14 protein-coding genes are annotated in these 21465 nt (G+C 68.5%); 2 read left to right on the forward strand and 12 right to left on the reverse strand.

Annotated elements, in window-relative coordinates; translation table 11 throughout:
- Nucleotides 1–3: 3 nt before the first annotated feature.
- Nucleotides 4–1086, forward strand: coding sequence for a Gfo/Idh/MocA family protein (locus AC1RUS_RS11325; protein WP_492916302.1), 1083 nt, complete (start codon nucleotides 4–6; stop codon nucleotides 1084–1086).
- Here the strand turns inward: AC1RUS_RS11325 and AC1RUS_RS11330 are convergent.
- From AC1RUS_RS11330 to AC1RUS_RS11375, 10 genes are all read right to left on the reverse strand, one after another.
- Entirely contained in the window at nucleotides 1080–2432 is a 1353-nt protein-coding gene (locus tag AC1RUS_RS11330) for a hypothetical protein (RefSeq protein WP_492916048.1), read from the reverse strand. The two genes, AC1RUS_RS11325 and AC1RUS_RS11330, sit on opposite strands and share 7 nt — an antisense overlap.
- 11 nt (nucleotides 2433–2443) lie before the next feature.
- Nucleotides 2444–3742, reverse strand: a complete 1299-nt coding sequence (locus AC1RUS_RS11335; protein ID WP_492916050.1) for a neutral/alkaline non-lysosomal ceramidase N-terminal domain-containing protein — start codon at nucleotides 3740–3742, stop codon at nucleotides 2444–2446.
- Nucleotides 3739–4989, reverse strand: a complete 1251-nt coding sequence (locus AC1RUS_RS11340; protein ID WP_492916052.1) for an alpha/beta hydrolase-fold protein — start codon at nucleotides 4987–4989, stop codon at nucleotides 3739–3741. Before AC1RUS_RS11340 ends, AC1RUS_RS11335 begins: the two co-directional genes overlap by 4 nt.
- Before the next feature lie 4 nt (nucleotides 4990–4993).
- On the reverse strand, nucleotides 4994–5569 hold the full coding sequence (locus AC1RUS_RS11345) for a hypothetical protein (RefSeq protein ID WP_492916054.1): 576 nt from the start codon (nucleotides 5567–5569) through the stop codon (nucleotides 4994–4996).
- Nucleotides 5570–5597: 28 nt separating this feature from the next.
- A complete protein-coding gene (locus AC1RUS_RS11350; protein ID WP_492916056.1) occupies nucleotides 5598–7775 on the reverse strand; it encodes a carboxylesterase family protein in 2178 nt (725 codons plus the stop codon).
- Nucleotides 7776–7921: 146 nt separating this feature from the next.
- Nucleotides 7922–11062, reverse strand: coding sequence for a TonB-dependent receptor (locus AC1RUS_RS11355; protein WP_492916058.1), 3141 nt, complete (start codon nucleotides 11060–11062; stop codon nucleotides 7922–7924).
- Nucleotides 11063–11195: 133 nt separating this feature from the next.
- Nucleotides 11196–12161 (reverse strand): FecR family protein, encoded by a 966-nt coding sequence (locus tag AC1RUS_RS11360; RefSeq protein ID WP_492916060.1) that lies wholly within the window; start codon nucleotides 12159–12161, stop codon nucleotides 11196–11198.
- The gene (locus tag AC1RUS_RS11365) at nucleotides 12142–12765 is read right to left on the reverse strand and encodes an RNA polymerase sigma factor (RefSeq protein WP_492916061.1); all 624 of its coding nucleotides are present in this window, start codon (nucleotides 12763–12765) and stop codon (nucleotides 12142–12144) included. Before AC1RUS_RS11365 ends, AC1RUS_RS11360 begins: the two co-directional genes overlap by 20 nt.
- Before the next feature lie 183 nt (nucleotides 12766–12948).
- Nucleotides 12949–13515: a cytochrome b gene (locus AC1RUS_RS11370; RefSeq protein WP_492916063.1), complete on the reverse strand. Its 567-nt coding sequence runs from the start codon at nucleotides 13513–13515 to the stop codon at nucleotides 12949–12951.
- A gap of 209 nt (nucleotides 13516–13724) precedes the next feature.
- Nucleotides 13725–16667 (reverse strand): TonB-dependent receptor domain-containing protein, encoded by a 2943-nt coding sequence (locus AC1RUS_RS11375; protein WP_492916065.1) that lies wholly within the window; start codon nucleotides 16665–16667, stop codon nucleotides 13725–13727.
- A gap of 454 nt (nucleotides 16668–17121) precedes the next feature.
- Between AC1RUS_RS11375 and AC1RUS_RS11380 the strand changes: the two genes are divergently transcribed.
- Entirely contained in the window at nucleotides 17122–18354 is a 1233-nt protein-coding gene (locus tag AC1RUS_RS11380) for a glycoside hydrolase family 28 protein (RefSeq protein WP_492916067.1), read from the forward strand.
- On the opposite strand, the gene uxaC is transcribed toward AC1RUS_RS11380, so the two are convergent.
- Nucleotides 18351–19775 (reverse strand): glucuronate isomerase, encoded by a 1425-nt coding sequence (gene uxaC / locus AC1RUS_RS11385; RefSeq protein WP_492916068.1) that lies wholly within the window; start codon nucleotides 19773–19775, stop codon nucleotides 18351–18353. The two genes, AC1RUS_RS11380 and uxaC, sit on opposite strands and share 4 nt — an antisense overlap.
- Nucleotides 19776–19812: 37 nt before the next feature.
- Nucleotides 19813–21450 carry a glycoside hydrolase family 43 protein gene (locus tag AC1RUS_RS11390; protein ID WP_492916071.1) on the reverse strand — a complete coding sequence of 546 codons (1638 nt, stop codon included), beginning with the start codon at nucleotides 21448–21450 and terminating at the stop codon, nucleotides 19813–19815.
- Nucleotides 21451–21465 lie beyond the last annotated feature (15 nt).

A 21465-nucleotide genomic window follows, 5' to 3' on the forward strand; every position in this document is an offset into this window, starting at 1 on the left:
AAGATGACGCAGCAGGTGCGCTTCGGGATCGTCGGCGCGGGCATGATGGGGCGCGAGCACATCCGCAACCTGGCCCTGCTGCCGCACGCCAGGCTGACCGCCCTGGCCGACCCGACCCCCAGCTCGCTGGAGTGGGCGCTGACCGAGGGGGGCGACCCGACCGTCGCCACCTTCGACACCGCGAAAGCCCTGGCCGCCAGCGGGCTGGTCGACGCCGTGATCGTCGCCTCACCGAACTTCACGCATCGCGAGGTGCTGGAACCGCTGTTCGCCGCCGGCCTGCATATCCTCTGCGAAAAGCCGCTGTGCACCACGCTGGAGGACGCCCGCTGGGCGGTCGATCGCGCCAAGGCCCACGAAAAGGTGTTCTGGACCGGCATGGAGTACCGTTTCATGCCGCCGGTCTCGGCCTTCATCGACCGGGTCCATAGCGGCGAGATCGGCCGGCTGGTGCAGCTGTCGATCCGCGAGCATCGCTTCCCGTTCCTGCCCAAGGTCGGCGACTGGAACCGCTTCTCGCGCAACACTGGCGGCACCATGGTCGAGAAGTGCTGCCACTTCTTCGACCTGATGCGGCTGATCGTGGGCGCGGAGCCGGTGCGGGTGTTCTGCTCCGGCGCCATGGACGTCAATCACCTGGACGAGCGCTACGACGGCCAGACGCCCGACATCATCGACAACAGCTTCACCGTCGTCGATTTCGCTGACGGCCAGCGGGCCCTGCTCGACCTCAACATGTTCGCCGACGGAGCCGAGAACCAGGAAGAGATCGGCGCGGTGGGCGACATCGCCAAGCTGGAGGTGTTCATCCCCAGCGGCGACGTGGTCCTGAGCCCCCGCGTCGGCTTCCTGCAGCCCAAGCAGGTCACCCGGACCCACGTCGCGGTCGACGCCGCCGCCCTCGAGGCCGGCTCACACCACGGCGCGACCTTCCACCAACTGGAAGCCTTCCTCGCCGCCGTGAACGGCGACGGACCGGTGCTGGTCACCGCCGAGGACGGCCTACGCGCGGTCGCCATCGGCGTCGCCGCCGAGATCAGCGCCCGCGAGAAACGCGTCGTGACGATGGCCGAGCTCGGCTACTGATCCGAAGCCGCACGCGCGGCGTTCAGGGCCTTGAGAATCGCGCTCGACAACACCTCCGCCGAGCCCTTGGCGTAGGACGAGTTCATCGCCTCGTAGGTGATCTTGTCGTAGCTGGCGGCTTCCGGCATGTACTTGGCCGCGCCATCGACCATGGTCGCCACGATCGTGTGGGCGAACGGCGAGTCCCGCTTGATCGCCTTGCCGGTGTCGCTGGACAGCTCGGCCTGCACGCCCGCCACCGCGATGTCGCCCAGCCGCAGAACCACGAACGGCGCCGGCATATCGGCGGCGGGCTTATAGTCATAGGTCCTGGTCGGGCGCAGGTCGGCCAGCGCCTTGGGCCGCTCCTGTCCCTTCAGCGTCACTGCGCCGCGCGTCACGCCGACGAGGGCGACATCCGTCCGCTCACGGATCGTCTGGCTGGTTCGGATGACATCTTGGGCCAGGCGCTCGCCCAGCAGGTCGACCAGCAGATAGCCTTGGGCGCCGATATCGACCTGGTTCTGGCGGCCGTCCTTGTCGGCGACCGCCCGCCTGGCCTTGAACAGCGGCGCCTGGTCGCCGGCCGCGCCGATCAGGAAGAACGAGACCAGACTCTCGCCATAGAGGGTCTCCACCCGCCGCATGGCCGCCCCGGCCAGGTCGCCGGTGATCGCCTTGCCGCCGTCCGCGACGATCGACTGGTCCATCACCGAGGGCTGGACCGCGTAGTTGGCCAGGATGGCGATGGGCTTGGCCTGAAGGTCCTCGATGCGGATCACCGAGAGCTCCTTGTCGGACGCTCCAGCGCTGTCGATGCCCAGCCAGAAGCCCTCGGGCGTGTGCTGGTCGCGGTTGATGTTGACGTCGCTGACGCCTCGACCGAAGCCGAGCCGCGCCGGGCGCAGACCGCTGGCGGCCGTCGTCGCGGCGCCTTTCAGGGCGTCGGCCACGGCGCTGCGGAAGATCTCGTTCCGGGTCTTCTCGGCGGCGGAGTCCAGGCCGGGGAACGGTCGCCCCGCCGGCATGATGTGGGGAGCCGAGAAGGTGTGGCTGGCGCAGATCAGCACGTTGGTCGGCTCGACGCCCGTCGCGTCGGCGACCACCGCCTTCATCGCCGCCACCTCGTCCTCGCCGATCGAGGTCAGGTCGACCACCGCCAGGGCGACGCGCGGGCCGTCGCCCTGCACGACCAGCACCCTGGCCTGCAGCGGATCGCGCAGCACGGAGAAGCCCTGGATCGGCAGCAGATCGGCGGCGATGCGGATCTCGGCCCGGCCGGCGCCCGCCCGCAGTTCGGCGCGAGCGGGTGAGGCGGTCCATAGGGCGAGGATCGTCGCCAGCAGGAGGGCCAGGGTTCTCATCATCGATCTCTCGCTCAACGCCGCTGCGTGACGATCATCTCGACCAAGTTGTCGACGATGGCGTCCTCGGCGCAGCCGCGCGCCAGGGGGCTGCCGTTGACCTCGAAGATCGGCCGGTCATAGGCCGCGTCGTCGGCGATGTAGCCAATGCGGTCATTGGCCAGGGTGACCATGATGGTGTTCGCCAGCGGCGAGACCCGACGCAGATGCTCATAGATGTTGGTGACGACCTCGCCCGAGACGCTGGCCAGGGCGACGTCGTCGATCAGGATCAGGCCTAGCCGCAGTGTGACCTCCGGAACCTCGACCTTGGTCATGCCGGCCATCTGGTTGAGAGGCTTCTTTGTCGGACACGCGACCTCGCGGGCGTCGACCGCCAGGCGCGCCGTCGACGACAGAGCGTCGATGCCGCGCGCGACACGCACCACCTCGGCGCCGACCATCACCCCCTGGGCTTCGGCGGCCTGGTGGCCGGGGGCCGGATCGGGAGAGCGGCCGCCCAGGCCGACCTGCGGGAAGACACGGGGGTTCTGATCGCCGCCCGCCCCCATGGTCCACAGCGCCACCGCGCCGTCGCCCAGGTCGTCCTCGACATAGCGCTCGGCGACGCCCGACAGGTCGCCGCCCAGCTCGTTGGAGCCGAAGGTGGCGACGTTGTGGACGGCGTAGTTGAACAGCACCGCGATCGGCTTGCCCGACGGCTCCTCGAACCGGGCGACCCACAGGGTCTTGTCGGACGGCCCGTCGGGACTGAAGCCCAAGGCCCAGCCCTTGGCGGAATAGGCGTCGCGGTTGACGTTGACGTCGACATGGCCCCGCCCGACGCCGTAGCGCGCGGGGCGGGCCGAAGCCTTGGCCTGCTTCAGCGCCGCGATGATCTTGTCGTAGGTCGCCGCCGCATAGGCCCGCGACTCGGGGCCGACCGGATGGGCCAGGGCGCCGGGCGAGACCTCGCCGATCCGAGGCGCGCTGTGATCGTGGGTGGCGGTGATCATCACCCCGGCGAACGGCACGCCGACCTCACGCGCGATCCGCTGGCGCAGGGGCGTCATGTCGCCAACCTCGATCAGGTCCAGCGCCACGATCGCGGCTCGGTCGGCGCCGCTTTCCAGGTAGAGCGCCCGAGCGAAGATCGGATCGTGAACCCGGGCGAACGTCCCGCCGCCGATGGGATTGAGGGCGGTCAGGTCGCTGGGCGTGATGTCGACCTTGGCCGCGCTGGCCCGCAGGGGATCGGCGGCCAGCGCGGTCGTCGCCGTCGCCCAGGCCAGGGCGGCGGCCAGCAGCAGGGTCTTCATCGGCGGCTTGCTCATCGATGCTGGGCCAGCAGCCAGTCGCGGACGCCGTCGATGGCGTAGGCGATGCACCAGGTGTTGACGTGATTGCTTCCGCCGTTGTCGGGCTGACCCGGCGGAACGACGGTGCCCTTGCGCAGGGCGACATACTGGATCGGCGCGCCCTGGGCCCGGATCGCGGCGACATCGGCGACGAATTGCGCGGGCGTGGCCGTTCCATCCCAGACCGCCCGGGCGACCTTGGCCCCCTCGCCTTCGAGCACGGCGGTGATGGCGTTCTGGCCGGGATAGGCCTTCAGGTCGCCCTGCGAGACGATGATGAAGAGCTTGTCCCTGGCCAGCGGCTTGACCAGGGCGGGATCCCATTGGCCCGCGACGATCAGCGAAGCGGCGAACAGGTCCGGGTGTTTGATGTTCATCGCGATCGACATCATCGCGCCCATCGACTGGCCGGTGGCGTAGAGCCGGTCATGGTCGATCCGATACTGGCCGGCCACCTGCTCGACGAGGTGGACGGTGGTGTCGAGCAGGCTGGTGGCCTCGGAGGCGTCGTTGACGACGACCGTCTCGTACTGCGGGGCCAGGACGAAGGCCTGCTGCCGCGCCTGCTGGGCCGGACTGGCCCAGGCCACCGCACCCAGGCCCTGAACCAGGGTGGTGTCGACCGCCGCGCTGACCGTGCCGGCGTCGTGCATGAACAGCACCAGCGGATAGGTCTTGGCCGGGTCGTAGTTTTTGGGGACGAAGAGATTGTAGCGCAGGGTGTCGCCAGTCTTCGGGTCCTCGAACACCAGCGGCTTGAAGTCGTCGACGATCAGGTTCCGCGTCGCGCTGGTGGTGATCGCGGTCGGGCTGGCCGGGTAGACACGGCCCGAGGCTGCGGCGACGGGCTTGGCCTGAACCACGGACGCCTTGGCCGGCTTGCGCGTCGTCGATCGTCCAGCCTGGACCAACAGCAGGGCGTCGGGATCGTCCGGCGACAGCTCGACGATGATGTAACGGCCGCCGCTGGGCTTGGTCGTGAGGTCGGGCGTGGCGTTGGCGTACACCCGTACGATCGTGCGCCCCTCGACCGTGAAGGTCGCTGGCGTCAGCTTGGCGCCGTCGATCGGCTGGTCGTACTCAAGCGCCACGGCGACCAGCTTCTGACCCTCGCCGAACACCTGGGTGATGGCGGTGGCGGTCTTCACGTCTTGAGCCCAGGCGCCGAAGCCGACCACGGCCGCGCTGGCCGCCAAGGCGAGCGTTTCTCGTCGTGAACGCATCACCCTAGTCCTGCACCACGATACGGCCGGCGCGCCAGACGCCGTCGGCGTCGCGGCGGGTCACGGCCGTGGCGGTCACGCCGGGCTTGGCGAAGGCGCGATCGTGCAGGTCGTAGGCTATGACCTTCAGGTCCGCCGGAACCTGGATCAGGCGACCGCCGCCCGGATAGGCGACGTCCAGCGTCAACCCGGCGTTGGTCCTGCTCACGGCCTTGACCGTGCCGTGGGTGATCGAGGTGGCGGGCTGGGGCATGGCGTGGGTGCCGACCTCCGGCCGGTAGCCCGGCTCGAACAGGCGCAGCTCGTTGGCCCGCCCGGTCGTGGCGTCGACATCGGCGTTGATCGTTGCCACGAAGTCGCCGGGCTTGATGGCGTCGGCCGGGATCGTGTGGGCCGTGGCCACCGTCCAGCCCTTGGTCATGGCCACGACGACGACCTTGTCGTCCTTCTCGCGCAGGGTGACGTCGGTATCGCTGTAGGCGACCACCGCGCCGGTGTGGCCTTGCGGGTGCTCGATCGCCTGGGCGTGGGCCGCCAGGGGCGCGAGCAGGAGGGCCGCCAGGGCCAGCGACTTCAGCATGGTCGTCTCCGTTCGGATCGAGAGTGGGTCACCAGGCGTCCTGGGTGGCGTAGAAGCGGCGCCAGAAGTCGAGCTTCGCCGGGCTGGCGGCGACGGACACCGGCTTCCAGTCCTCGCCCAGTTTCATGACGGTGTGGGCGGCAGGGTCGAAGGGCCGCCAGGCCGGCAGGCCCTCGCCGTTCGGATCGCCCCGCTTGATGATGTTGGCCCAGTAGGACGACATGCGGTCGGCGACAGCGCGGTCTTCCTCCGTCCACGGCAGGTCGGTAGCGTAGAGGTTGCCGAAGACGTAGTTGATCTCCGAACCGTGATAGGCCCCGCGCATGTCGTGGCCCGGTCCGGGCGGGGCGTGCGCCCACCAGTAGGTGTAGATCGCCTGCTTGGAGCCCTTGGCCCGCTCGGTCGCCCACAGATAGGTCGAGACGCGGTTGTTGTCGTAGGCGGCCGCGTTGCTGGCCAAGGCGGCTTCCTCGTCGGTGGTGGCCGGATAGAGCCGCAGGAACTCATCGGTCAGCGAGCCGTACTTGCCGCGCGCGGCCTGGACGTAGTCGGCCAGCCGGACACTGACCTGGGGCATGCCGGCGCGCGGCGGACCGGACCGGGCGCGCAGGCCGGCGAAGGCGGTCGTCGGGACCGCGCCGGTCTCGTCGCGATTGTTGCCGGTCATCACCACGACATCGTTGAAGGCGTGGTTCGCCAAGGCGGCGTCATAGGTGCTGGGAATGACCCAGCCGTCCTGCACCGGCCGGAACAGCGGCGGCTTGCCGGTGGTGCGGGTGTCGACACTGGTCTCGACCGTGTCGCTGCCCTCGATCAGCTTCTGCCAGGGCATGGCGCGCAACTCGGCGACGGTGCTCGCGCCATGGGCGCTGGCATAGGCCGCGCCGGCCGCCTCGGCCGCCGCCTTCTGGCGGTAGGACACCGACAGGAAGCGCAGGTCCGGATCGCGGGGATAGCGCGAATGGCTCTGGGCGATGGCGCGCTTGAAGAGGCCCTTGGCCAGCGGCGACATCGACAGGAAGCCCACCGATCCGGCGCCCGCCGACTGGCCGGCAATTGTCACTTGGTCGGGATCGCCGCCGAATGCGGCGATGTTGCGCTGGACCCACTTGAGCAGCGCGATGTCGTCGAGCAGGCCGTAATTGCCCGACGCGCCGTGGCCGGACTCGGCGCTGAGCTCGGGCGTCGCCAGGAAGCCCAGCGCGCCGAGACGGTAGTTGAAGGTGACGACGACCAAGCCTTTGCGGGCCAGGCCCTCGCCGTCGAACTCGGGATTGGCGCCCGTGCCGTTCAGGAAGCCGCCGCCATAGATCCAGACCAGAACCGGCCGCTTCTCGGACGCCGAGGCCGCGCCGGTCCAGACGTTGGCGGTCAGGCAGTCCTCGTCCATCGGCGCAGTCAGCGGCGGGCCGCCGCCCTGCAGCTGCGGGCAGAGCGCACCGAAGCTTTCGGCCTTGCGCACACCCTCCCAGGCGGCGGGCGGTTCAGGCGGACGGAAGCGCAGCGGGCCGACCGGGGGCGCGGCGTAGGGAATGCCCTTGAAGACGGTGACACCGGCGTCGCGCCCGTCCGCGCCGGACAGCGCTCCGGTTTCGACGCGCGCCGAGGCGATCGACACCGGCTTGGCCGCCAGGCCCGTCACCGCGCCGCTTGCCAGGACGTGGCCCTTCATGGCCTGGGTCAGGGCCTCGAAGCTCAGCGTCGGATCGTTGGCCAGGACGGTGTCGAGCGCGAAGACCTGCAGCAGGTAGGGCTGCTTGCCGTTTCCGTGCGTGTGCGGCCCCGCATAGGGCTGGTTGGCGCCATGCACGTTGACGCCGTAGACCGCGCCCGCCGGCGGCGTCTCCAGGCCAGCCGGCAGGGTCGTGACCTTGGCCGGGATGTTGAACAGGGTCAGGTGGATGGTCGTGCCCGATGCGACCTTGCCCTGCATCACCGCCACATAGGATCGCGTGCCGGCCGGTCCCTTGCTCCAGGCCAGGCCCGGAAAGCGGTTGGAGCCGTATTGGGTGTTGTCGATCGGCATGTCGGCGCCGTTCGCGAAGGCCGGCGTCGTCACGGTCAGGCTCGCGCCGCCGCGCGCCGGAAGGATCTCGGTCAGCAGGGCCGGCGCGTGGCCGATCGAGGGAGCCGACTGGGCCCAGCCGCTGGCGGGCGTCAGGGCCAGCAAGGCGGCGATCGCCACGCCCGCGCGAAGTCCAAGCATCGAAACCGTCCTCGTTCGGCCGGGGCGACTGCGCGTCCGGCCTAAAGCAAAAAAGTCCGAGGCGACGATCGGGACGCGCTTGCGGCGCGCCTTGAAACCGTCGCCTCGGGGCAGGACCCGGAAGGCGAAACGTTCCGGGGGGAGGATTAGAACTTCATCCGCGCGCCGATCGTGACGTAGCGGCCGGTCGGATCGTCGCCGATGGCGAAACCGCCGAACTGGCCCGGGATGGTGGCGGCGCCGAAGAAGGCCGTGGGCGGCGGATCGGCGTCGAACAGGTTCTGGATGTTCAGGAAGTACTCGGCGTTCCCGAACGCATCCTTGGGCTTGAACGTCAGGTTCAGGTTCGTGGTCTGGAACGGCTTGACGTAGTTGTTCAGCCACACCTGGGTCGGGTCGGCGCTGTGGGTGAGCGAGCTTCTCCAGCGTTGCAGCAGGTCGACCGTCAGGCTGTCGGTGACCGCGTAGCGCAGGAAGCCGGTCAACCGCCATTCGGGGCTGGCCTGCAGGCCGTTGGTGCCGAAGGCGCTGCCGGCGGCGTCGATCGTCACCAGGGCCGGCGTGCGGTAGTAGATGTGCGGCTGATAGCTGGCCAGGCCGCGCAGCGACAGGGCGTGTCCGGCCAGGTCGGTCGAGAAGTTGGCCTCGAAGTCGACGCCGTTTGTCTCGATCTCGGCGATGTTGATGACCGTCGACACCCAGCCGGTGACCAGGTTGCCCGCCGAGGTGTTGGTGTAGCCCAGCGGGCGGGTCTGCAGCGCGCAGTACGGCGAGGAGCCGCCGCTGTCGTAGCAGGCCTTCTGGATGGTCGGGTTGAAGCCCTGGATGCTGGTGATCGCGTCGGTGATCTTGATCCAGTAGGCGTCGATCGCGAAGCTGAGGCGCGGCAGAGCCTGCCAGACCACGCCCACCGTGCTGGTGTGACCAATCTCGGCGGTCAGGTCGGGATTGCCGGCCGAGACGCCCGGCACCGGCGAGGTGCCGGCCGTCAGGCCCGGGGTCAGGCCGGTCAGCTCGTCCTTGTTGGTCAGGGCGTTGGTCGAGGACGGCGCGAACAGATCGTCGAGCGTCGGCGCGCGGATGTCTCGCGACCGCGTGGCCCGCACCCGCAGGGCGTCGGTGATATGCCAGTCGGCGCCCAGCTTCCAGGTCCAGTACTCGCCGCTGGTCTTGTAGTCGGTGAAGCGGGCCGCGCCGTTGATGTTCAGCGACTGGACCAGGACGACGTCGCGCAGCAGCGGCACATCGGCTTCGACCGCCACTTCCTTGACCGTGTCGCTGACCTCGGAGCGCTGGGCGAAGGTGTTCTGGTAGAGGGTCTGGCTGGCCGTGCAGTTGTAGCGCAGGCCCGCGCAGTTGACGCGGTCGGTCGGCAGGGCGTCGCTGAACGAGTGGTAGGTCAGCTTGCGCCACTCGCCCGACAGGGCGACGTTGACCGGGCCGGCCCAGGTCGCGAACGGCGAGCCGCCGATCTCGGCCGTGAAGTCGTCCAGGCCGGTGTTGGCGATCATGTGCGTGCTGCCCATGATATAGGCCATGGCCGCATCGCTGGCCGAGGTCGGCCCGAACACGTTCAGCGGCACGCAGTTGGAATAGGCGCTGTTGCTCAGCGCGGCGTAGCAGACCGTCTGGCCGGTCGCCGGATTGACGACGGCGTCCAGGGCCGCAGCCAGGCGCTGGTTGTTTGGGTTGTTGTTCAGCGTGGTCTTCAGCCGTGCCGAGCCGTGGGTGTAGTTCAGGCCCCAGGTGTAGTCGCCCAGCTTGCCGTCCAGGCCGGCATTGATCGTGTACTGACGTTCCTCGGCGACCGGGTTCAGGCGTGCGGCCTGGTCGAACATCCGGTTGAACGCGAAGGTGGTCTGGCCGGCCGACGCGAGCTGGGTCTGGTAGGCCGAGGCCAGGAAGGCGTTCGAGCTGCTCATGGTCACGTTGCTGAGCAGCGGCGGCGTCAGGTACTGCGAGTTCTCCTTCGAATTGAAGGTTCCCGACACATAGGCGTGGACGCTGTCGGCCAAGTCGTAGTCGAACCGGCCATAGGCCTGGTGGCTCTCCAGCGGCGCCTTCAGCGAGGAGTCGTAGTAGCCGCCCGCGCCGCCGACCTGGCAGCAGGTCGAGCCTGCGATCGCCGTCCCGTTCACGAACGGGCTGAGCACGCCATTGGCGGCGAAGTACTGGTTGGCCAGCACACCGCTGGTGATCTTGCCGCCGAACGGAAAGTTCGACAGGTGCACGTCGCTGTAGAGCTGGTAGGGCGCGGCCGCCGTGCCGGCGCCGCTGACGCTCTGCTGGTCGAACCACGGACGATCTGAACGGCGGGCGACGCCCTCGTCGTTGCGATATTCGTAGCTGGCCTCGAAGTGGCCGCGCTCGCCGATGTTCGCGCCGAACGCGACGCCGATGCTCTGCTGCTCGGCGTCGCTGTACTTGGACACCCCGGCCTGGGCGTTGAGCTTTAGGCCGTTGAAGTTGCGGTCGGTGATGAAGTTGACCACGCCGGTCACGGCGTCGGAGCCGTAGACGGCGGAAACGCCGCCGGTGACCGTGTCGACGCGCTGCAGCAGCATCTGCGGGATCATGTCGACATCGACGATGCCGTTGACCGAGGTCGGCGGCACGCGATGGCCGTCGAACAGGATCAGGTTGCGCACCGAACCCAGGTTGCGAAGGTTCAGCTGGTTGGCCGCCGCGTTGCCGCCGGCCCCGCCGCCCACGCCGGCGTTCGGATTGCCGTACTGGTTGCGCGGGCTGGAGAACACCGGAAGCAGGTTCAGGCCGTCGGCGATGGTGGTGGGCTGGACGCGCTGGATATCGTCGGCGGGAACCACCGTGATCGGGTTGGGGCTGTTGTTGCCGTTACGAATGACGCGCGAGCCGGTCACCACCACCTCGGTGACGGACGCGGCGTCGTCGGCCTGCGCCAGGGCCGCGCCGGGTTCGGCGGCGCCGGAGCTCACGGGCGTCGCGTCACCCTGGGGGGACCGGGCGCCGGCCTCGCGCAGGATAATGACCGAGCCGTTGTCGGAAGCCACTTCAAGCGTCGTGCCGGCCAGGAAGGTCTTCAGGGCGGCGCGCGCGTCCTGGCGGCCCTTCAGGGCGGGCGTAACGACGCCCTTCAGCCGCGCGGCCGGGGCGATGATCTGAACGCCCGCCTGGCGCGCGAACATCGGAATGGCGCTGGCGGCCGGGCCGCTCGGAATGTCGAAGGCGCGTTCCTGAGCGACCGCGCTGGTGGCCGTCAGAAGCACGGCCAGCGACGCTCCACAGAACATGCGTGAATAGCGTTTCATCGTTTCCCCCTAGTTGGGCTGGCGCCCGTTTGTTTTGGGAAGAGATGCGCCGTGGGGATGTTTCCCCCCTTTTTTTCGGCGCACTTTTTTCACTTGAGACTGTTTTTCGCCGCGGCGACGCCCTTGGCGTGGCTTAGCGGACGATGTGGACGGCGTCGTCGCCGTTGACGGTGCGCGCGCCGAACGACACCGCCACCGCCCGCGCGAAGCCGCTGGGATCGCTGGAGGCGTAGAGTCCGGTCAAGGGCTCGGCCGCCAGGGCCGGATCGTCGATGACGATGCGGGTCGACGAGTAGCGGGCGAACTCAGACGCCGCCTCGCCCAGGGTCTCGCCGTTGAACGCCAGCAGCCCGTCCTGCCAGCTCAGGCGACGGGCGACCTCGTCGGCGTCGAGGGTCACGGGCGCGATGGCGTGCCGGACTTCAGCGCCTTGGATCGGGCCGACGGCCGCGGCGTTGGCGGCCACGACGAACGGCGCGGGGGCGCCCTTGCAGGTCATCTCGATGCGGCCTGACTTGACCATTACGCGCACTGGGCCCTGGTCGTCCTTGCGCACCACGAAGCTGGTGGCGCCGCCCCGCAGCTTCACGTCGCCGGCCTCGACCGTGAAGGGCCTGGCGGGATCCGGCGCGACATTGAACAACGCCTCGCCGGAGAGCAGCTCGACATCGCGCGCGCGGGGCGAGAAGCGGACCTTCACCAGCGAGGCGGTGTTGAGCGTGACGTTCGAGCCGTCGGGCAGCGGCACCCGCCGCACCTCGCCCTTGGACGATTTCAGGATCAGCGGCGCGCTCCACGACCGCGCGCCCAGGACGGCGACGCCGCCGAAGGCCGCCGCCAGCCCGCCGGCCAGAATCCGCCGGCGCCGCATGCTCGCGCCCCGCACCGCGTAGGCCGTCTCCAGCGTGGTTCGCCGCGCCTCGTCCGCGCGCGCCATGACGGCGTTGGCCCGCGCGAAGGCGCCCTGACGGCGCACGTCGCCGCCCAGCCAGGCGTCCAGGTCCTGGCGCTCGGCGTCGGTCAGAGGACCACGATCGATGCGCGCCACCCAGCCGGCGGCCGTTCGATCGATGTCTTGGCTAGTCTCTCGTCTGGTCACGCGCGAACCGGGAGCGGATGGTCTCCATCATAGATGCGCCAGATCCGGATTTCCCGCCACGGCCGTAGAGATTTATCAGCAGGCTCACCGCCTTGGCGACGTGCTTCTCGACGGCCTTTTCCGAAAGCCCCAGGCGGGCGGCGATTTCCTTCTGCGACAGACCCTCGACCTTGCGCATCCGGAAGGCCTCGCGGCGCTTGTGTGGAAAGAGAGCCAAGGCCTGGTTGAGCAGCCGAAGCTCCTCACGGCCGGCCACCTGGCGTTCTGGCGACAGTTCGTCGGCCAGGCCCACGGCCTCGAGGTTCTCGACGGCGGTGATCGATATCACCTTGGCGCGCCGGGCCTGGCGCAGGATCAGCGACTGGGCGGTCTGGAAGAAATAGGCCTTGGGGTGGTCGATGTGGGCCACCGAGCGCAGGCTCGATAGGCGGGCGTAGCTTTCCTGGATGAGGTCGTCGATGTCGATCGGCAGTTGCCGCCGCTTGAGCAGCCAGCACCGCAGGGCCGGCTCGTGCGGCAGGATGTGACGCGACAGCCAGATCGCGCGCTCCGGATCGAAATAGGAGGGACTTTCGGACGCCTGTTCCGACGCGGACCGCTGCACGGGCGCTATCCTCCCAACTCGATCGAACCTCCCGCCGGCGCCAGGGACCAGAGCCTCTGAACCGGAGACCGCGAGCGCTCGATCATTCGATGTCGCCGCGCGGTCCGCCTTCAACATGCTCAGGACACGGCCGCCAAGGGCCATTCAAACGGTGGAGGCGATCATTGATTGTCCGAACCGCGCTCAGTCCGCGACGCGCCTGCGCGGCAGTAGCGACATGCGGTCCAGCACGCCGTCGCGATTGACGAACCTGTGCTTGAGCGCTGCGCCGATGTGCAGGACGAGCAGCGCCGCCATGGCGAAACCCAGCACCTTGTGCAGGCCCATGATCGATCCGGCGAACTGCTTGCCCTGCATCACGGGCAGGAACGGCGCGTGCCAGCCCAGGACGTTGATGGCGTGCCGGGTCGGCGCGGCCGAGCTGACCCACCAGCCCAGGAACGGGATCAGGATCATCATGAAATAGAACGCTGTGTGCACGGCCGAGGCCGCAGCGCGCTCCCATTTGGCGTTGCCATCGGAGGCCGCCGGCGGCGGGCAATAGAGCCGCCAGGCCAGTCGGACCACGCTCAGCACCAGAACGCTGAATCCGATCGACTTGTGCAGATTCAGGACCGTCCTGTGCAGCATCGCTTCGGAATTGGCGGAGACGACCGCCAGCACGAGATTAGCCAGGATCAGCACGGCGATGATCCAGTGCAGCAGCGCGGCGACCCGCGTGTAGCGTTCGGGAGCGATCGGCTCGGACATGGGCTTCTCGGCTATCGGCGTTTTGTCGGAAGCCTCGCCCTTAGCATGACGCCGGCCGCGCGGACCTCGGCGGCCTCATAACTTATAGCCCCGGCGACAAATCGAACGCCCGCGGCCTCTCACGACAGCGCGCAAAAAAGTGGCCGGCGCTTTCACGCCGGCCATAGGGGAGGTTCGTGGATCGCGCGGAGACCTCCGCGCGAACAAGGCTAGAAGCGCGCGGTCACGCTGGCGTAGACCACGCGGCCCTCGACGTCGTAGGTCGCCGAGAAGGTGTTGTTGGCGGGAGCCGAAGACCCGACGATCGGCGGGTTCTTGTCGAACAGGTTCCGCACGCCGGCGGTCAGCGACAGGTCCTCGGTGACGTCGTAACCACCCGTCAGGTCGAAGTAGCTCTGGGCCTTGATCACCGGGGTGGTCAGCGTCGCCTTGTCGGGGAACGCCGCGCCCAGGCGCTTGGGCAACAGATAGGTGTCGACCGTCACTTCGCCGATATAGCGGTGGCGCAGGCTCAGCGTGGCCGGACCCGAGCGCCAGGTGACGCGCGACATGCCCTTCCAGCGCGGGATCGGCTGGCCGCAGGTGGGACCGAAGGCGCCGACGCAGTAGTTCTTCGTCGCGGGCAGCGCCTGCACCGGGGTGGCGGTGAACTCGTCGGTGTAGGTGAAGTTGCTGCCCAGATCGATCCGGCTGGCGCCGAACGGACCCCAGGCGAGGTTGAAGCGATAGCTGCCGTCGAAATCCAGGCCCGAGGTCTTCAGGCCGCCGGTGTTGCCGTTGGTGGTGGTGACATAGCCGGGCGCGGCGATCTGGCCAGTCAGGGGATCACGGGTGATCGCCTTGCAGAACACGCTGTTGGCGTCCTGGACCGTGTTGTAGCAAAGGCTCAGCGTGTTCGCGATGCCGCCGCCGAGCGGCGCGATGGCGCCGTCGAGGTTGATCTTGAAGTAGTCGACGCTGAGGGCCAGGCCCGACAGGAAGCGCGGCTGCAGCACCAGGCCGAAGGTCGTGGTGTCCGACTTTTCCGGGCCGACATTGGGATTGCCGCCCGACACCTGGTTGATGAAGGTGTTGGGCTGGACCGCCAGGGTGAACACCGCGCCGGTCGGCACGCCGGTGGCGACGCAGATCGCCCGCACCGCGGCCGTCTGCTGCGCAGTGGGCTGACGGCTGGAGCACGGGTCGACCGCCGAAGGGCCGCTGGTGGTGTTGCCGCCGAACAGTTCGCCCACGTTCGGGGCGCGGATGGCGTGTTGGAACTGGCCGCGCAGGGTGACATCCGAAACTGGCGCATATTCGCCGCCGACCGAATAGGTCCACACGCCGCCGACGCCGGCCAGATCATAGTCCGAGTAGCGGAAAGCGCCGTTGGCGCTGGCGCGCTTGCCCAGTGGCGAGTCCAGCAGCAGGGGCACGCGCACTTCGCCGTAGATCTCCTTCACCGACTCCGAGCCCTTGGTCGGCAGGGCGGCGTTGAAGCCCGAGACGTCGCCCGAGGCCAGGAAGCTGTCCGGCACGAACCGCGCCGAGGCCTTGCGGTATTCGGCGCCGGTGCTGAAGTCGACCGGGCCGGCCCAGGTGTCGAACAGCTCGCCGGCCAGGCTGGCGGCGACGACCTGCTGTTGGGATTCGGTGTAATTGGTCGACGAGACCGCGATCGAGGCCGCGCCGGCCGGCGACAGGTTGGCGCCGAAGATGTTCAGCACCGGAGCCGCGCCGCCGACCGACAACAGGCCCGCCTGGAACTTGCTAAGCGAGGCCGCGCCGCCGGAGATGCTGGTGTCGGTGGTGCGGGTGTAGGTGTAGTAGGCGTCGTACTTCAGGTTCCGCAGGAAGCCCTCTGACACGCTGCCCAGGTCGCCGCGCACGCCGATCGCCGAACGGAAGGCCGAACGGTCGGCGGTGTTGGTGCGGTTGCCGACGTCCGGCAGGCGACGGTTGACGTTGAGCACGGCCAGACCGTCTCCCGCCGTCGTCGTCAGCGAGGACGTGCCGTTGGTGACGCGGGTCGTCCCGGTCTCGCGCAGGTCCAGCTGACGCATCACTTCCTGCAGCTGCGGCGTCAGGTAGGGATTGTTGGTGTTGATCAGGAAGTTGCCGCCGATGCCGCTGGGCGGCAGCTGCATCGAGACGCGATTGTTGCTGTAGTGGCCTTCGGCATAGCCGGTGACGCGCGAATTGAAGTCGTAATGGCCCGAGAAATTGGCCATCCAGCGACGCTGGGGAATGACCAGATAGGCCGCCGGGCCCAGGTCGTAATCGTCGCCGGGCGTCACGGCCGGACGGGCCACGGTTCCCGCGTCGTTGAAGGTGAAGCCACGCGAGGTGATGCCGCCCAGCCCCGCCGCGATCAGCGCCGCGTCGAGCCCGGGGTTCGAGGCCGAGGAGCCAACTGTCGGGATGTTGGCGAACCGGCCGTTGGGAATGGTGCCGCTGCCGCCGAAGATCAGGCCCGGACGACCGCCGGCCGTCAGACAGGTCTGGCCCGCCGGAATCGCCAGCGGCGTACCCGGACGGGTGCTGCTGTAGGAGGCGGCGGTGACGCAGCCGTCGGCCATGCTGGGCGTGGCCCAGCCGCCGCGATCGCCGCGCGTATAGCCGCCGCGATCCAGATAGTTCAGCGACACGACGACATTGCCGCGGTCATCGCCGAAATTGCTGCCGAAGGTCAGGTCCGCCGTATAGGTCGGAGTGCTGGTGTGGGTGTCGGCGCGGGCCTCGGCGGTCAGTTCAACGCCCTGGAAGTCGTCCTTCATGATGAAGTTGACGACGCCGGTGATGGCGTCCGAACCGTAGACGGCCGACGAGCCGCCAGTGACCGTCTCAACCCGCTTGATCAGCGCGGCGGGCACGGTGTTGATGTCGGTGGTCTGGTCCGGACCGGTCAGCGTGAAGCGCCGGCCATTGACCAGCACTAAGTTCCGCTGCGCGCCGAAGCCGCGAAGGTTCAGCGTCGCCGTACCGCCCGGCACGGTGTTGGCGGTCGGGCCGTTGTTCTGCGAGCCCAGGAACTGCGGCGTGTCGTTGAGCAGCGTCTCGACGTTCTGCGTGCCCGACAGTCCGATCTCCTCGGCCCCGATCACCGTAACGGGCGTGGGGGCCTGGAAGCCGCGCGCGGCGAGGCGCGAACCGGTGACGATGACTTCGGTCACGGTCTCGGCGTCGGTGCTCGCGGGCGTTTGGGCCTGAGCCTGTGCCAGCGCTGGCACAAGAGAGGCGGCGACCAGAGCGATGGCTGTTTCGCAGCCAGAGAATAGGCGTGTTTTACGGATCATTGTCCTGCGTCCCCTCCTAGGTACCGCTATCATTTGCGGCGATTGAGCGAACGCTAAAACGTAATTCCAATATATGCAATAGGTCTCCATAGATTGATACTAGGTTGCAAAGGGCTCGGCTATGTCTCGCGCCTTGCAAAGCTATCCGGGAGGTTGCGTGGTTGAGCGTGTGGGATCGCCGGGTCCGTCCAGGCGGACGCTGGTCGTCGGCGCTGCAGCGACTCTTGCTGCTCCTGTCGTCGCCCATGCGGATGCCGACGCCTGGGCGACCGCCCGCGCGATCCAGCGCAACGCCCGCCCTCCGGTCTTCCCATCGCGACAGTTCAGCATCGTGGACGCCGGGGCTGTCGCGGGTGATGTCGACGCCAACAGCGCGGCCTTCGCCAAGGCTATCGACGACTGCGCGGCGGCGGGCGGCGGCCGCGTGGTCGTGCCGTCCGGGACCTGGACGACCGGTGCGATCCGCCTACGGAGCGGCGTCGAGCTGCATCTGGCACAGGGAGCCATCGTCGCGTTCAGCACCGACCCGGCCCGCTATCCGATCGTCGCTACGCGATGGGAAGGCGTCGAGCTGATGAACTATTCGCCGCTGATCTTCGCCGACGGCGAACGCGACGTGGCGGTCACCGGCAGCGGCGTTCTGGACGGCCAGGGCGCGGCCTGGTGGTCATGGAGCAGCGGTGCGCAATTTGGCTGGCGGCCCGGCCTGCCCGACCAGCGCAAGGCCCGCGACGCCCTCTTCCGCATGGCCGAGCAGGGCGTGCCGGTCGTCCAGCGGTTCTTCGGTGACGGCCACTATCTGCGGCCGATGATGCTGCAGTTCCAGAACTGCCGGAACGTACTGGTCGAGGGCGTCACCCTGCGCGACTCGCCGTGCTGGACCATCCACCCCGTGCTCAGCCGCAACGTCATCGTGCGCGGCGTCACCGTCGTGGGCCACGGCCCCAACACCGATGGCTGCAATCCGGAATCGGTCGACGGCATGCTGATCGAGCGCTGCAGCTTCGACAGCGGCGACGACTGCATCGCCATCAAGTCCGGCCGCAACGCCGATGGCCGACGTCTGGCCCGGCCGACCCGTAACATCCTGATCCAGGACTGCGTGATGAAGGACGGCCACGGCGGGGTGGTGATCGGCAGCGAGGTGTCCGGCGGCGTCGACGGCGTCTTCGTCCGGCGCTGTCGGATGGACAGCGCCAATCTCTGGTACGCCCTGCGCTTCAAGAACAACGCCATGCGCGGCGGCGTCATCGAGAACATCCACTGCCGCGACATCGAGGTCGGCCGCGTCTCCAAGGCGGCCATCCTCTGCGACTTCAACTACGAGGAAGGGGCGAAGGGCGGCTTCACGCCGGTGCTGCGCAAGCTGCGCATCGAGCGGATGACCGCCACGGCGGCGGCCCAGGTGCTGGACCTGCAGGGTCTGCCCGCCGCGCCGGTGCGCGACATCGTGCTGAGCGACTGCCGCTTCGACGCCGTCACCCGGCCCAGTGTCGTGACCCACACCCAGGGCCTTCGCTTGGAGAACGTCCGCATCAACGGCCGCCGCGTCACGACGCTTTAGCGAGGCCTGTCCAGCTTATAAGCCTGCTTAGGCAGGTTGTACGTCAGGTCGGTGATGAGCTCCTGGGCTTCGACGACGTCCATGCGGTGCTCGGCGACCATGCGGGCCAGGAAGCTGCTGTCGACGCGACGGGCGACATCATGGCGGGCCGGGATCGACAGGAAGGCGCGTGTGTCGTCGTTGAAGCCGACGGTGTTGTAGAAGCCCGCCGTCTCGGTGACCTGCTCGCGGAACCGCATCATGCCTTCCGGGCTGTCGTGGAACCACCAGGACGGGCCCAGCTTCAGCACCGGATAGTGGCCGGCCAGCGGGGCCAGCTCGCGGCTGTAGCTGGTCTCGTCCAGGGTGAACAGGATCACCGACAGGCGCGGATCGTTGCCCAGCTTGCTGAGCAGCGGCTTGAGCGCCTTGACGTATTCGGTCTGCACCGGGATGTCCGCGCCCTTGTCGCGGCCGTGCGAATTGAGCAGCCCGACATTGTGGTTGCGGTGCGAGCCGGGGTGGATCTGCATCACCAGACCGTCCTCGAGGCTCATCTTGGCCATCTCGGTCAGCATCTGGGCGCGGAACAGCTCGGCCTTCTCGGGAGTGACCTCCCCCTTCACCAGGCTGAGGAACAGGGCCTCGCTCTCGGCGTCGGTCAGGTCGGCGGTGGCGGCGGTCGGATGGCCGTGATCCGAAGAGGTCGCGCCGGCCTCGATGAAGGCCGCGCGGCGGATGCGGTGGGCGTCCAGATAGCCCTTCCAGCTGAACACGTCCTGGCCCGAGACCTCGGCGAAGCGCTCGAAGGCGCGTGGGCTGCGCTCGTCCTCGAAGTCGATGACCGCGTCGGGACGATAGGCGGTGATCACATGGCCGCCCCAGCCGCTGTCGCGGATGGCCTGATGATGCTTCAGCGTCTCGTGCGGGCCTTCGGTGGTGGCCAGGGTCTCGATGTTGAAGCGGTCGAACAGGGCGCGCGGCCGGAAGGCCTCGGTCGCCAGGGCCTCGTTGATGGTGTCGAAATAGAGGTCCGAGGTCTCGGCCGACAGGAAGACCTCGAAACCGAACACCTGGCTGAAGACGTGGTTGAGCCAGATCCACGACGGCGTGCCGCGGAAGAGGTGGAAATTGCTGGCCAGCAGCCGCCAGGCCTCGCGCGGATCGGTGTCCGGCACGCCCGACTTGGAGCGCACCTTCAGCGCGTCCAGCGAGACGCCCTGGCTGTAGAGCATGCGGAAGAGATAGTGGTCCGGCGCCAGCAGCAGGTCGGTGGCGTCCTGGAACGGCGCGTTGGTTGCAAACCAGCTGGGATCGGTATGGCCGTGCGGGCTGATGATCGGCAGGCCCTTGACCGTCGCATAGAGCTCCCGCGCGATCCCGCGCGTCCGCTCGTCCGCCGGAAACAGCCGATCGTCATGGAAATTCAGAGGCCTGGGCATGGGTGTCTCGAGCGGAAAAGTCTGATGGAGTTGAGCGTTAGGGAGTGACGCGCTTGACGCTCACCCAGTCGAAATCGGCGACGCCCTGCGCGGACTGGGCCGGATCGCCATAGGAGAACAGCGCGGGCCGCGCGCCCTTCCACCAGCTGAAGCGCGGCAGCATCGCTCCCCCGACCTCGACGAAATGCCTGCCGCCATCGAGGCTGTAGCTGTAGCGCGCCGCCTGGTCGGCGACGGCCACCCGCAGGTCCACGGCGCCGGTCGACAGGACCGGCCCGAGGGTCTCGACGCCCAACGACGAGAAGACGATGCGGCGCGCCCCGTCCTTCTGGAGGACTCCGATCGAACCGATCCCCGCGCCGAACATGGCCAGCCCCGCCCGCTGCCCCTCGACCAGACCCAGCGCATCGAGGCGAGCGGTGATGACCGAGCGCTCGCTCTGCAATGACTGGGTCAGGGTGTTGCGGGCGCTGACCAGATTGACCGCCGGACCGGCCGCCAGACGCAGGAAGCCCGGCCTCTGGGTCAGGCTCCAGCGGCTGTCGTCGGGATTGTGGTTCCACTCCCACTGCGGCCCAAGCCGGGCGCCCGCGAAGCTGTCGGAGGTCTGGGGCGAGACCGGCGCGAACCGCCCGCCGACATCCGGCATGGCGTGCCGGGAGACGGGTTGACCGGCGGTAGCCTGCGACCCAGCGCCCGGGATCGGCGCGCCGATGAACGGCCAGTCGTCCTTCCAGACCAGCGGCTGCAGGTGGACGATGCGGCCATAGGCGCCGGCGCTGTTGAAATGCGCGAACCAGCCCTGGCCGGAGGGGGTCTCGACCCAGCCGCCCTGGTGCGGTCCCTTCAGCGAAGACTGGCCCGGAACCAGCACCTCGCGATGCTCATAGGGTCCCCAGATGGTCTTGGAGCGCAGCACCGCCTGCGGACCGGTGTCGACACCGCCGATCGGCGCGAAGATGTAGTAATAGCCGTTGCGCTTGTAGAGCTTGGGCCCCTCCAACACCGGCAGGGCCTTGGGGTCCTCGACGATCACCGTCCCGGCGTCGAGCACGCTCTTGCCGTCGGGCGCCATGCGATGCAGCACCAGCGGCCCCGCGCCGACCTTGCCGTGCACCAGATAGGCCTGGCCATCGTCGTCCCAGAACGGACAGGGATCCTCGAACCCCGGTCCGGCGACCACCGCGACCGGCGCGCTCCAGGGGCCTTCGACGCGGCTCGCGGTCGACATGAAGATCCCCTCATAGGGGGTCGCGAAATAGACGTAGAACAGCCCGTCATGATGGCGGATCGACGGCGCCCAGACACCGCCGGCATAGCGCTGGCCCGAGGTCCGCTGGTCGCGTGGCGTCCGCGCGCCGGCGTCGTTGGTCGGCACGGGACCGGGAAGATCATATTCCGGCGCGAAGGGAAGCCTGGGCAGCACGTGGCCGGCGATGGTCCAGTGCACGAGATCCTTGGACGTCAGGATCGGCACGCCCGGCGAGAAGTGGAAGCTGGAGGCGACCAGGTAATAGGTCTCGCCCACGCGAATGACGTCGGGGTCGGAATAGTCCGCCGCCAGGATGGGATTGCGATAGACGGCAGGCGCCTTCGGCGCTGCGAACGCCGGCGCGAAGCTCGCCACCATGGTCAGGGCAAGCCCTAGCGCCGCCCCTGTTCTCATCCCGCGCATCGCGCCCATCCTGGT

Source organism: Caulobacter sp. GW821-FHT10F06, assembly GCF_058809215.1.